Origin of the sequence: Micropruina sp., assembly GCF_047602085.1 — a bacterium.
GTDB lineage: Bacteria > Actinomycetota > Actinomycetes > Propionibacteriales > Propionibacteriaceae > Micropruina.
The window spans coordinates 442,231-454,029 of sequence record NZ_JASGID010000007.1; the positions used below are offsets into that span (position 1 = coordinate 442,231).

The window sequence follows — 11,799 nt, forward strand, 5'->3', positions numbered from 1 at the left end:
GGTCATCGAACCACACCCGCGTTACTGGAGCTGACAGATATCAGCCGATGTGCCGGCGCGGCGGCCGGACCAGCAGGCTGAGTCCCATGACGACGACGGCACCGGCCATCATCGGCAGCATGGCGGCCAGGCCGCGCTGCAGCGACAACGAGTCGGTGATCGTCGAGGGCCACGAGCCGGGCCCGCCGCCGCCGGGTTGCTGTGGGACGGGCAACGGCGAATCGGTCGGGGTGCCTTGAGGCAGGTAGGTCGACGGGGTGCTGGACGGCGACGGTGACAGTGCAGTGCTGGACGGTGCGGCCGACGAGGCCGTGGCAGTCGCGGTGGTTGACGCCCGCACGCTCGACGTACGCGTCGGGGTCGGCGTGATGGTGCGCGTGACGGTGGGTGTCGGACGTGCCGTGGTGCGGGTGGGAGTTGGTGTCGGACGTGCCGTGGTGCGGGTGGGAGTTGGTGTCGGACGTGCCGTGGTGCGGGTGGGGGTCGGTGTCGGACGTGCCGTGGTGCGGGTGGGCGTCGGAGTCGGACGTGCCGTGGTGCGGGTCGGTGTCGGTGTGGGTGTCGGACTCGCGCTGGGTGTCGGGGTGCGAGTCGGACTCGCGCTGGGTGTCGGCGCGGTGGGCGCGTTCGTCGGCCACCAGATGATGGGTGGCACATCGACGGTCGGGGTTGTCGAGGGCAGGGCGGTGGGTTCCTCGGTGATGCTGGGCGTGGCTGTGGGCCCGTCGGTGAGCGAGGGCGTCGGCAGGCCCGTCAGCGTCGGGGCGGGCTGCCAGGTTGGTGCCTCCGACGGCCGGGAGGTGGGCTGCCGGGTCGGCTGGTGCGAAGGCCGCTCGGTGGGCTCAGGGCCTCTTGTCGGCGTCGTGGTGGGTGTTGGCACCGCTGTGGTCGATTCGGTCGGCTCGACAACCGTCGGCTCATCGGTAGGGCGGCCCGATCGGGTCGGTGTGGCCGTCGGCTGCGCGGTGTGCGACGGCGAATACGTTCCGGTGGGCGTCGGACGGCCGCTGGGGGATGCCTTGAGAGGTGGCGTTGGGGTCTTCGACGGATCGGCCCGCGGCGTGTGGCTGGGCGTTGCCGTCCGCGAAGGGGTGCTTTCGCAGCCTGCATGGTCGCCGCGACAAGGAGATGGATTGGTGTGCGCGAATGCCGGTGCGGCGGCGATCAGGGCAGCACCCAGTATCGCCGCGGCGCCCCAAACGGACACGCGTAACCGCAGACCGAGCTGACCGTTCATCCACCCCCCAGCGCACTCAAGTGCCTAGCGTACAGATCGACGCCCCTTCTTGTCGTGACGCGCCCGGCGGCCCGCTTCATGGTTGAGGGTTTGGGGCCCGTCAACGGTCGTGTGCCAGGCCCAGCGCTTCTTGAGGAAGTGTTGATTTTCGCCGGTCCAGCTTGTCGAGACCTCGGGTCGGCCATCGAGACAAGGGGTTTCGACGTAGAGATGACGGAGCAGAGGCAGATCAAGGACGTCGCTGGCGCGGTCGTTGATTCAGGCCGGTGGTCCGCGCGGCTTGCGTGACCCGCGCGCAAGGGGCCGCCGAAGCAGGCACGTCGGGCGGCAATGCGCTGCTCGATTGTTGTCGCCGGGCACAGGGCCACCAATGCTCACGTCCGACGCGAATGGCGCGAGGCCAACGCCCGTGGTGATGCAGTGCGAAGCCGAACCAGGCGCCGGCGTGTGCGCACCGTTGCGAAAATGAAGAAGTCGGTCCACCCAGTGGGTGCACCGACTTCTCTTGCTGACCTGCCGTCTTCGTAGCGGGGACAGGATTTGAACCTGTGACCTCTGGGTTATGAGCCCAGCGAGCTACCGAACTGCTCCACCCCGCGTCGCTCGTTCAACTATACGGGACGGCGGCGGTTGGCCCAAATCGCCCGACATACCCTGCCCTGGCCGGGCGCACTGCTCGGCTAGACTCGTCGCGCGATCCGCTGCCCCCGGGGGCACGCCACGAGGAGGACAGATGGTCTGCAGCACGTCCGCGTCCGTTGCAAGGCGCCGCGGCTGGCGCTGGGCGGCCCTGTTGTTCACCGTTTCTCTTCTGGTCGGCTGCGCCGGCCAAGCGCCCACGCTACCCACGCAGCAGGCCCACACGCTGGTGGTCGGGGCCGCCCTCGAGCCGCCCACCATGAACCCGAGCGCGTCGCCGGCCGCATCCATTCCGCAGGTGCTGCTCTACAACGTCTACGAGACACTGGTGAAGATGGACGCCGAGGGCAACCTCAAGCCGCTGCTCGCCCAGACTTGGGACATCAGCACCGATCGCACCGTCTACACCTTCAAGCTCAACCCGGCGGCGAAGTTCGCCAGCGGCAAGCCGGTCACCGCCCAGGCGGTGGCCACCAGCTTTAACCGGATCAAGACCGAGGCCGGCATCGCGGCGCCCCTGGTCGAGCAGATGGCCGTGGTCAAGGCCACCGACGTGGTGGACGACCACACGGTCAAGGTGACGCTGACGCATCCGTCCAACCTGTGGCTCTACGACATCAGTTCCACCGCGGGCATCATCTACGACCCGGACGGACTGGCCACTCTCGACACCACTCCGGCCGGCTCGGGTCCGTTCGTGCTGCGCGCCTGGAACAAGGGCCAAAGCGTCGTCTTGGCAGCCAACGGCGGCTACTGGGGCACGGCACCGCGGCTCGACACCGTGACATTTCGCTATTTCGCCGACCCCAATGCCATGAACACCGCCATGCTCGCCGGCGACATCGACGTGATCAGCAACCTGCAGGCCCCGGACGCCATCGATCAGTTCGCCGACACCAGCCGGTTCACTGTCATCCAGGGCACCACCACCGGCGAGGTGGTGCTGGCCCTGAACAATGCCCGCGACAGCCTGAAGGACGTGAAGGTGCGCAAGGCGATTTCGATGGCGATCGACAAGCAGGCGTTGCTCGACACGGTGTGGAACGGCAAGGGCACCCTGATCGGTTCGATGGCGGTGCCCACCGACCCGTGGTACGAAGACCTCACCTCGATCAACGCCTATGACCCGGCCGGCGCCAAGAAGCTGCTGGCCGAGGCGAAGGCCACCGATCTGAGCCTCAAGCTGCGGGTGCCGACCATCGCCTACGCCACTAAGAGTGCCCAGTTCGTCGAGAGCGCGCTGCGCCAGGTGGGCATCAAGGTGACGGTCGAAGAACTCGACTTCGCCACCTGGCTCAAAGACGTGCACAACGGGGGCAACTACGACATGTCGATCGTGGCGCACGTCGAAGCCCGCGACCTGCGCCGGTTCACCGACCCCGACTATTACTTTCACTACGACAACGCCGAGTACAACAAAGAGTTCGAACAGGCGGACGAGGCGGCGTCGGCCGACCTGGTGCCGCTGATGCGTAAGGCAGTGCGCACGCTGGCCGAGGATGCCGCCGCGGTCTGGTTGTTCGATCTGCCCAACCTGGTGATCACCAAGTCGACGATCAGTGGCGTGCCGCAGAACGCCGCCACGCTCAGCTTCGACCTGACCACGATCGCCACCCGCTAGCACCCTGGCACCTCGTGCGGATCCTCGCCTTTCTGGGCCGGCGCCTGGGCATCTTCGCAATCAGCCTGGTTGGCGCGTCGATGCTGGTGTTCGCTGTGTGCTCGGCACTGCCCGGCGAGGTGGCCGCGATCATTCTGGGTGAGGGTGCGACTCCTGAACAGATCACCGCCCTGGGCGTAGAACTTGGCCTCGACCGTCCACCGTTGACGCGCTACCTCGAATGGGTGTCCGGCATGCTGCACGGCGACTTCGGCACATCGTTGTTCACCGGGCAGAGCGTGCTGCAACTGATGGTGCCGCGCATCGCGGTCACCCTGTGGCTGGTCCTGTTCGCCCTGTTGCTGTCGGTGCTGATCGCCGTGCCGGTGGGCATGCTGGCGGCGATGAAGCGCCGCTCGTGGGTCGGTTTCGTCGCCTCGGGCGCCGCGCAACTGGGCATGGCCGTCCCGGTGTTCTGGGCAGCTATTGCGCTGGTGCTGGTGTTCGCGGTCGGCCTGCGCTGGCTGCCCGCCAACGGTTACGTGCCGATCAGCACCAGCGTCGGCGGTTGGGCCGCTCACTTGGTGCTACCGGTGACCTCGCTGGCGATCGTCCAGGCGTCCGTGCTGGTGCGCTACGTGCGCTCGGCGTTCATCGAGGTGCTCAGCGAGGACTACTACCGCACCGCCCGAGCTGTGGGCTGGCGTCCGTTCCCGGCGCTGTGGCGGCACGGGCTGCGCAACGCCGCGCTGTCGTTGGTGACGGTTGTTGGCCTGCAGCTCGCGTCGGTGCTGGTGGGTGCGATCGTGATCGAGTCGGTGTTTGCGCTGCCGGGCCTGGGATCGGCCCTGCTCGATGCGGTATCGCAACGCGATCTGATGATTGTGCAGGGCGTGGTGATGTTCCTGGCCGCCTCGGTGCTACTGATCAACTTCCTGGTCGACCTGTCATACGCATGGATCGACCCGCGACTGCGGACGGGGGCTGACCGATGAGGCGGCTCGGTCTCTGGTTGGGCGGCGGACTGGTCGCGCTGGTGGTGCTGATGGCTCTGCTGTCACTGGTCTGGACGCCCCACGACCCGACCCTGGTGGTGGCCGGGCAGCGGCTTCAGGGGCCCAGTGCCGAACACTGGCTGGGTACCGACGGCATGGGCATCGACGTGTTCAGCCGTATTCTGGTGGGTGCCCAGACCACCATCGTGGTGGGCGTGGTGTCGGTGTCGATCGCCGCCCTGATCGGGGTGCCACTGGGCATGGTGGCCGGTCAGGTGGGTGGCTGGGTCGACGAGGTGGTGATGCGGGTTACCGACATCGCCTACGCCTTTCCGGCGCTGCTGCTCGCCATTCTGCTCGCCGCCCGGTTCGGGGCCTCGCCGGTGACGGCCATGACGGCGATCGGGCTGGCCACCATTCCGAGCTTCGCCCGGGTCACCAGGGCCGGCACCAAGCAGGTGATCAGCACCGACTTCGTGCTGGCCGCCCGGGCGTCCGGAACTCGCTGGCCCGGGGTGTCGCTGCGGCACGTGCTGCCCAACATCGCGCCGTTGATCGGCGTGCAGGCATCGGTCACCTTCGCCATGGCGATTCTGGCCGAGGCGGCGCTCAGCTACCTGGGGCTGTCCACGGCGGCGATCGTGCCAACCTGGGGCAAGATGCTGCGCGACGCCCAGTCGGTGATGTTCAACGCGCCGCTGCAGGCGGTGTGGCCCGGGCTGGCGATCGCCATCGCGGTGCTCGGGTTCAACCTGCTCGGCGACGGTTTGCGCGACCTGCTCGACCCCCGGCTGCGGGAGGTGACATGACTCTGCTACAGGTCAGCGAGTTGAGCGTGGGCTTCGGTCGTCGCCGCGCCGTCGCGGTCGATGCGGTGTCGTTCGAGCTGACTGCCGGTCAGCGCCTGGGCATCATCGGCGAGTCGGGCTCGGGCAAGACCGTCACCGCCCTGGCCCTGATGGGTCTGCTGCCCGAGACCGCACGGGTGACCGGTTCGATCCGATTGAACGGACGCGAACTGGTCGGGCTGCCCGACCGGGCCCATGCCCGGCTGCGCGGCGATCTGGTGTCGATGGTCTTTCAAGAGCCGATGACCGCGCTCGACCCCACCATGAAGGTCGGTCGGCAGGTGGCCGAGGTGCTGCTGCTGCACGCTTCCGAACGAAGCGGCTCGGCGCGTGTCAGGGTGATCGAGATGTTGGGCCGGGTCGGGCTGGCGGACGCTGAGCGGGTGGCCGACAGCTTTCCGCATCAGTTGTCGGGCGGGCAGCGGCAGCGCTGCCTGCTCGCCATGGCGCTGATCAACTCGCCCGACCTGGTGATCTGCGACGAGCCGACCACCGCGCTCGACGTCACGGTGCAGGCACGGGTGCTGCGCTTGCTCGACGAGGTGTTGAGCGTCGAGGGTGCCGCGTGCTTGTTCATCAGCCACGACCTGGCCGTGGTGTCGCAGGTCTGCACCGATGTGTTGGTGATGCTGAACGGACGCATCGTCGAGGCCGGTCCGGTGGCGACGCTGTTCAGCGCGCCGGAGCACCCCTACACCCGCGGCCTGGTGGCGACGGCCCGCATCGACCAGGTGCAGCCGGGGGAGCGGCTGCCGACCGTCGAGGACTTCTACCCGCGGGAGGGGGTGCGATGAGTTCCGCGCCGCTATACCAGGTGAGCGGGCTGGTGCGACACTTCGGACGGGGTGGGCGCGTGCGAGCGCTCGACGGGGTCAGCCTGGTGGTGGAGCGTGGCCAGCGTCTCGGCATCGTCGGCGAGTCCGGGTCGGGCAAGTCGACGTTGATCAGGCTGATGGCGGCACTCGATCGTCCGACCGTGGGCAGCATTGCGTTTGACGGGCGTGAGATCACTGCGTTGCGCGAGCGCGACCTTGGGTTTCTGCGAGCGTCCGTGCAACTGGTGTTCCAAGACCCGCGCTCGTCGCTCAACCCGCGCATGACGGTCGGCTCGATCGTCACCGAGCCATTGCGCTCGAAGCACGTGCGGGGAGCGCTTGTCGAGGTCGATCCGCGGGAACGGCTGCGCGAGGTGCTGCGGGCGGTCGACCTGCCGTCCGATGCCGCGGAACGCTACCCGCACGAGTTTTCGGGCGGCCAGCGACAGCGCATCGCGATCGCCCGGGCGTTGGCACCCGACCCCGCCGTGCTGATCGCCGACGAGCCGGTGTCGGCGCTCGACGTGAGCGTGCGGGCGCAGGTGCTGAATCTGCTCGGCGATCTGGTGGCAGCCCGTGGGCTGACGCTGATCTTCGTCAGCCACGACCTGTCCGTGGTGCGCCACCTGTGCGATCAGGTGGTGGTGATGCGCGCCGGCCGCATCGAAGAACGCGGCAGTGCCGACCAGGTGTTCAGCAACCCCCAGGCCGACTACACCCGGGCCCTGTGGGCGGCAGTACCGCGCATCCGCATCTGACTCAGGTTGGTTCAGGGGACGGTTCTCGATGGTTCAGGGGACGGTTCCTTTGGTTCAACCGTCCCCTGAACTATCGGGGAACCGTCCCCTGAACTATCGGGGAACCGTCCCCTGAACTATCGGGGAACCGTCCCCTGAACCATTTGAATCGGGGGGGGGGGTCGAGCTTGTCGAGACCTGGGATGCCGCTGGGGCAAGGGTCCCACCGCGCTCAACCAGTGGTTGTGTTGATCAGCGCTTCCCGCGCGGAACCGTCGCTGGATCAATCCGCGAGTTGCTCGACCACGGCGTCGTGCAGCAGGCCGTTGGTCGCGATCGCACCCGGGCCGGCGACGCCGGGGGTGCCGTCCAGGTTGGTGAACCTGCCGCCGGCCTCACGGACGATCACATCGAGGGCCGCCATGTCGTGCAGTGCCAGCTCGGGCTCGGAGGCGATGTCGACCGCACCCTCGGCGACCAGCATGTAGCTCCAGAAGTCGCCGTAGGCCCGGGTGCGCCAGCACTCACGCATCAGGTCGACGAACTGCTGCCCGCGGCCGCTCTCGACCCAGCCGTGCAACGAGCTGAACGACAACGAAGCATCGCTCACCTCGCCCACACCCGACACGTGGCAGCGGCTGCCCTGCAACAACGTCTTGCCGCTGAACGCTCCGCCACCCGCGCTGGCCCACCAACGCCGTCCGAGCGCCGGCGCCGACACCACCCCGACCACCACCTGGCCCTCGACCATCAGCGCGATCAGGGTGGCCCACACCGGCACCCCGCGAACATAGTTCTTGGTGCCGTCGATCGGGTCGATCACCCAGCGCCGCGGCCCCCATCCGGTGTCTTCGCGTTCTTCGCCGTGCACCGCATCGCGCGGACGGGCGGTCTTCAGCGTCCGCCTGATTGCGTCCTCCACCGCCACGTCGGCGTCGCTGACCGGGGTGAGGTCGGGTTTGGCGTCGACCGACAGATCGAGGGCTTTGAACCGGCTCATGGTCAGCGAGTCGGCGTTGTCGGCCATCATGTGGGCGAGCCTGAGATCGTCGAGATAGCTCTGGTCGGGCATGATGCTCAACCTATCGGCTCGACCTGCCGCCGCCCGGCATCAGGCACTGGACGGCCGGTCGCGCCACGCCCCCTCCATGCGCCGGAACGACTCCAGCCGCGCGGGCGCCAGCCGTCCGTCCGCGACGGCGGTGTCGAGCCCGCACTCGGCAGATCCGGTCTCGTGGGTGCAGCCCCGTGAGCAGTCGGCGGTCAGCTCGGCCAGATCGGGAAACGCTGCCACGATCGACTGCGGTGTCACGTGGCTGAGCCCGAACGACCGGACGCCGGGGGTATCGATCACCCAGCCGGCATGCTCGGGCAGCTCCAGTGCCACGGCCGAGGTCGACGTGTGCCGCCCGCGTCCGGTGACCTCGTTGACCTCGCCGGTGGCCCGGTCGACGCCGGGGATCAGCGCGTTCACCAGGGTGGACTTGCCCACCCCAGAATGGCCGATCAGCACACTGGTGCGGTCGGTCAGCAAGGCGTGCAAAGGCCCCAGATCGGCACCGGGGCGCACCGCCACGACCGGAATCTCCAGCGGCGCATACGCGGCGATCAGATCGTCGGCCGGGGCCAGGTCTTGCTTGGTCAGGCACAGCACCGGGTCAAGGCCCGCGTCGTAGCCGGCCACCAGAATGCGGTCGATCATGCCCATCCGCGGCGGCGGGTCGGCCAGCGCCGTCACGATCACCAACTGGTCGGCGTTCGCCACGATGGGCCGCTCGAACGGGTCGGTGTCGTCGGCGGTGCGGCGCAGAACGGTGCGCCGGGGCAGCACCTCGACGATGCGGGCCAGGCTGCCCTCCTCGCCGCTCAGGTCGCCCACCACCCGCACCCGGTCACCGACGATGACTCCCTTGCGGCCCAGCGCCCGCGCCTTGGTGGCGGTCAGGTGCAGCTCGCCCAGCAGGCAGCGGTAGCGGCCGCGGTCGATGGTCACCACGATCGCCTGAGCGGCCGCCGAATAGTCCGGACGGTCCTTGGTGCGGGGGCGCGAACGCCGCCCCGGACGTCCGAAGCCCTCGTGATCGTCGTCGGTGACGGCCCCGCGCAGCCGGCGCGTCACCGCTGGCCCAGCAGCCGCTGCCACAGACCGGGAAAGTCGGGCAAGGTCTTGGTGGTGCAGCCCACGTCGTCGAGTGCAACGCCCGGCACGGCGAGCCCCAGCAAGGCCCCGGCGTGTGCCATGCGGTGGTCGGCGTAGGTGTGAAAGACGCCGCCACGCAACGCCACCGGGGTGACGCTCAGCCCGTCCGCCGTCTGGACGACCCGGCCACCCAGCCCGTTCAACTCGGTTTCCAAGGCCGCCAGCCGGTCGGTCTCGTGGCCGCGGACATGGGCCACGCCGCGAATCCGGCCCGGCCCGTCGGCCAGCGCCAGCAAGGCCGCTGCCACGCAGGTGAGTTCGCTGGTCAGGGCCAGGTTCAAATCGGCGGCCCGGACTGCTCCGGTGCCGGTGACAGTCACCTGGCCGGGCTCCAGGACGACTTCGCCGCCCAAGGCCTGCAGCACCTCGAGAATGGCGTCAGCGGCCTGCACGGTGTGCGCGGGCCACGCCGTGGTAACGCTGCCGCCCAACACCAGCGGCGCGGCCAGAAAGGTCGCGGCGTTGATCAGGTCGGGCTCGATCGACTCATCGCTGGCCGCGATCGGGCCGGGTGCCACCACCCAGCGGTCGGCTCCTGCTTCGGTGATCTCGACGCCCCGGTCGCGCAGCATGGCGACGGTCAGCCCGATGTGCGGGCGGGACGGCAGGGAACCGCCCCCGTGCCGCAGGTCGAGGCCGGCCTCGAACCGCGCTCCGGCCAACAGCAGCCCCGAGACGAATTGGCTCGATCCGGTGGCGTCGATGCTCACCGCCCCACCCGAGACCCGACCTGCCCCGTGCACCGTGAACGGCAGCGACTCGGGGTGGTCGATACGCACGCCGGCCTGCCGCAGCCCGTCCAGCAAGGGAGCGACCGGACGCAGTCGCGCCTCGGCATCGCCGTCGAACCGGCTGCGGCCCTCCGCCAACGCCGCGATCGGCGGAACGAACCGCATGATGGTGCCGGCCAGGCCGACCTGAATCTCGGCGGCCCTGAACCGCGCCGGGGGTGTGACCCGCAGCGCACCGTCGGAGAGATCGGCGAAGCCGACCCCGAGCGCGGTGAGTGCGGCTCGCATCAGCCGGGTGTCGCGGGCGTCCAGCACGCCAGTCAGGGTGCTGGGTGCGTCGGCGAGTGCGGCCAGCACATACCCGCGTGCCGTCGCCGATTTCGAACCCGGCACCACGATGGTGGCCGACAGCGGCCCGGCACAGGCGGGCGCCGTCGGCCACGTCACGTCAGTGCGCCTTCTACGGTCTTGGTCGCCTTGGAGGCAAACTTCTTGGCCTGGCGGGCGGCCTTCTTGCCCTCGCGCTGGAGCGACTTCTTGGTGCGTGCGGCCTCGCGCGCCACTGCCGCCTTGGTGTGCTCGGCCTCGCGGCTCAACGCCTCGGCCCGGGTCTTGGCGCGATAGGCCAGGTTGGGCTGGCCCTCGGTGTCGCCGGAGGCCAGCAGCACGCCGCCGGTCAACGCGACGTCGCGCAGAAAGTCGCCCGACCCCTCGCGGTCGCCGGAGGGTCCGAACGGGGCGCTGGCGATGAGCTGAGGCAACATCGAGACCGCCAGCACGGCGGCGCCCGTCCGGCGTCCGATGCCGGTGGCCAGGCTGACGCCGCCGACGATCTGGGCAAGCGCGGTCAGCTTGACCAGACCCTTGGCGTCCTCGGGCAGGTAGGCAGCGGCCTGCGGCGGTAGCGTCTTCTCGGCCAACGGTAGGAACGTCTTGGCGATCGGCTCGGTGGCCGGCACCAGTGACGCCGGATCGCGCAGGGTTTTCACCCCGCTCATCACGAAGAAGCTGGCCAGCATGGTGCGGGCGGCGAAACGCAACAGACTCATGCCCTATGTCTAGCGCCTGCGTCGGCTTTGGCCAAGCCATTTGTGGTTAGTCTCACTGCCATGTGCGGTCGCTATGCGGCCTCGGCCGATGCCGAGTTGCTCGAAGAGGTGTTCCTGGTCGACGAAGTGGACGGTCCGCTGCCCCCCGCCCGCTACAACATCGCCCCCACTGATCCGGTCGTTGCAGTGATCGAACGGGCGCGAAAGGACGAACCCGAGCGGGTCGTCCGCAAGCTGGTAGCACTGCGCTGGGGGCTGGTGCCCTCATGGTCGAGGGACGCGACGGGCGCGGCCCGGATGATCAACGCCCGGGTCGAGACCGTCGCCGAGAAACCGGCCTTTCGCCGAGCGCTGGCAACCCGGCGCTGCCTGCTCCCCGCCGACGGCTACTACGAGTGGTACACCTCGGCGGTGGCCGCCGCCGGGCCGGCCGGCCGCCGTCCGCCCAAGCAGCCGTTCTACATTCACCGCACCGACGGTGGCCTGCTCGCGATGGCTGGGCTGTACGAGTTCTGGAAGAGCCCGCAGGGCCAGTGGCTGACCAGTTGCACGATCATCACCACCGCGGCCGCAGACGCGGTGGGTCACATTCACGACCGAATGCCGATGACCGTCCGTCCCGACCGGTGGAACGCCTGGCTCGACCCGACGCTCACCCAGGGAGCGCTGGAGTTGCTGGAGGCTCCGGGCGCCGATCTTGAGGCGTACGCAGTTTCACGACTGGTCAGCAGGGTCGGAAACGACGGCCCCGAGCTGGTCGAGCCGCTTCCCCAGTCCTGACCCGTTCAGGGGACGGTTCCCAGTGGTTCAGGGGACGGTTCCCAGTGGTTCAGGGGACGGTTCCCAATGGTTCAGTGCCGAGCCCGGTTTTCGGGCTAACCCACCGAATGCCGAGCCCGTCGTCGCATCTGGACCAATCCGAGCTGGCGTCGCCGTTCCCGGGGGCCG

Annotated in this window: 12 protein-coding genes and 1 tRNA gene; 7 read left to right on the plus strand and 6 right to left on the minus strand. The window is 68.9% G+C overall.

The annotated features are described in order from the left end of the window. Positions 1 to 40: 40 nt before the first annotated feature. Positions 41 to 214 carry a hypothetical protein gene (locus tag QM721_RS14510; RefSeq protein WP_415123230.1) on the minus strand — a complete coding sequence of 58 codons (174 nt, stop codon included), beginning with the start codon at positions 212 to 214 and terminating at the stop codon, positions 41 to 43. Positions 215 to 257: 43 nt separating this feature from the next. Here QM721_RS14510 and QM721_RS14515 point away from each other — a divergent pair, with 43 nt between their 5' ends. Beyond that, positions 258 to 1,229, plus strand: coding sequence for a hypothetical protein (locus QM721_RS14515; RefSeq protein WP_415123232.1), 972 nt, complete (start codon positions 258 to 260; stop codon positions 1,227 to 1,229). Between the two features lie 533 nt (positions 1,230 to 1,762). On the opposite strand, the gene QM721_RS14520 is transcribed toward QM721_RS14515, so the two are convergent. Continuing rightward, a tRNA-Met gene (locus QM721_RS14520) sits at positions 1,763 to 1,836 on the minus strand. Between the two features lie 134 nt (positions 1,837 to 1,970). Between QM721_RS14520 and QM721_RS14525 the strand changes: the two genes are divergently transcribed. From QM721_RS14525 to QM721_RS14545, 5 genes are read left to right on the plus strand one after another with little or no spacing between them, the layout of a single operon-like run. Beyond that, complete coding sequence (locus QM721_RS14525) at positions 1,971 to 3,497, plus strand: ABC transporter substrate-binding protein (protein ID WP_415123234.1); 1,527 nt, start codon at positions 1,971 to 1,973, stop codon at positions 3,495 to 3,497. Between the two features lie 14 nt (positions 3,498 to 3,511). After that, positions 3,512 to 4,471, plus strand: a complete 960-nt coding sequence (locus QM721_RS14530; RefSeq protein ID WP_415123236.1) for an ABC transporter permease — start codon at positions 3,512 to 3,514, stop codon at positions 4,469 to 4,471. After that, a complete protein-coding gene (locus QM721_RS14535; RefSeq protein WP_415123238.1) occupies positions 4,468 to 5,280 on the plus strand; it encodes an ABC transporter permease in 813 nt (270 codons plus the stop codon). Before QM721_RS14530 ends, QM721_RS14535 begins: the two co-directional genes overlap by 4 nt. Beyond that, the gene (locus QM721_RS14540) at positions 5,277 to 6,113 is read left to right on the plus strand and encodes an ABC transporter ATP-binding protein (RefSeq protein ID WP_415123240.1); all 837 of its coding nucleotides are present in this window, start codon (positions 5,277 to 5,279) and stop codon (positions 6,111 to 6,113) included. The genes QM721_RS14535 and QM721_RS14540 overlap by 4 nt, the downstream gene beginning before the upstream one ends. Next, on the plus strand, positions 6,110 to 6,892 hold the full coding sequence (locus QM721_RS14545) for an ATP-binding cassette domain-containing protein (protein WP_415123242.1): 783 nt from the start codon (positions 6,110 to 6,112) through the stop codon (positions 6,890 to 6,892). The genes QM721_RS14540 and QM721_RS14545 overlap by 4 nt, the downstream gene beginning before the upstream one ends. A 262-nt stretch (positions 6,893 to 7,154) precedes the next feature. Here the strand turns inward: QM721_RS14545 and QM721_RS14550 are convergent, their stop codons facing one another. Genes QM721_RS14550 through QM721_RS14565 form a run of 4 tightly spaced genes read right to left on the minus strand, consistent with a single transcriptional unit; the run spans position 7,155 to position 10,851 of the window. Next, the gene (locus QM721_RS14550; RefSeq protein WP_415123244.1) at positions 7,155 to 7,943 is read right to left on the minus strand and encodes an inositol monophosphatase family protein; all 789 of its coding nucleotides are present in this window, start codon (positions 7,941 to 7,943) and stop codon (positions 7,155 to 7,157) included. A gap of 39 nt (positions 7,944 to 7,982) precedes the next feature. Next, complete coding sequence (gene rsgA, locus QM721_RS14555; RefSeq protein ID WP_415123246.1) at positions 7,983 to 8,990, minus strand: ribosome small subunit-dependent GTPase A; 1,008 nt, start codon at positions 8,988 to 8,990, stop codon at positions 7,983 to 7,985. Next, a complete protein-coding gene (gene aroA / locus QM721_RS14560; RefSeq protein WP_415123248.1) occupies positions 8,987 to 10,249 on the minus strand; it encodes a 3-phosphoshikimate 1-carboxyvinyltransferase in 1,263 nt (420 codons plus the stop codon). The genes rsgA and aroA overlap by 4 nt, the downstream gene beginning before the upstream one ends. Beyond that, positions 10,246 to 10,851 (minus strand): DoxX family protein, encoded by a 606-nt coding sequence (locus QM721_RS14565; RefSeq protein ID WP_415123250.1) that lies wholly within the window; start codon positions 10,849 to 10,851, stop codon positions 10,246 to 10,248. The genes aroA and QM721_RS14565 overlap by 4 nt, the downstream gene beginning before the upstream one ends. Before the next feature lie 60 nt (positions 10,852 to 10,911). Here QM721_RS14565 and QM721_RS14570 point away from each other — a divergent pair, with 60 nt between their 5' ends. Next, complete coding sequence (locus QM721_RS14570; protein WP_415123251.1) at positions 10,912 to 11,631, plus strand: SOS response-associated peptidase; 720 nt, start codon at positions 10,912 to 10,914, stop codon at positions 11,629 to 11,631. Positions 11,632 to 11,799: the final 168 nt, after the last annotated feature.

Bases quoted from the DNA above. Each gene is read 5' to 3' on its own strand.
- QM721_RS14525 (WP_415123234.1), top strand. From the start codon at position 1,971: ATGGTCTGCAGCACGTCCGCGTCCGTTGCAAGGCGCCGCGGCTGGCGC.
- QM721_RS14535 (WP_415123238.1), top strand. From the start codon at position 4,468: ATGAGGCGGCTCGGTCTCTGGTTGGGCGGCGGACTGGTCGCGCTGGTG.
- QM721_RS14540 (WP_415123240.1), top strand. From the start codon at position 5,277: ATGACTCTGCTACAGGTCAGCGAGTTGAGCGTGGGCTTCGGTCGTCGC.
- QM721_RS14545 (WP_415123242.1), top strand. From the start codon at position 6,110: ATGAGTTCCGCGCCGCTATACCAGGTGAGCGGGCTGGTGCGACACTTC.
- QM721_RS14550 (WP_415123244.1), bottom strand. From the start codon at position 7,943: ATGCCCGACCAGAGCTATCTCGACGATCTCAGGCTCGCCCACATGATG.
- QM721_RS14565 (WP_415123250.1), bottom strand. From the start codon at position 10,851: ATGAGTCTGTTGCGTTTCGCCGCCCGCACCATGCTGGCCAGCTTCTTC.
- QM721_RS14570 (WP_415123251.1), top strand. From the start codon at position 10,912: ATGTGCGGTCGCTATGCGGCCTCGGCCGATGCCGAGTTGCTCGAAGAG.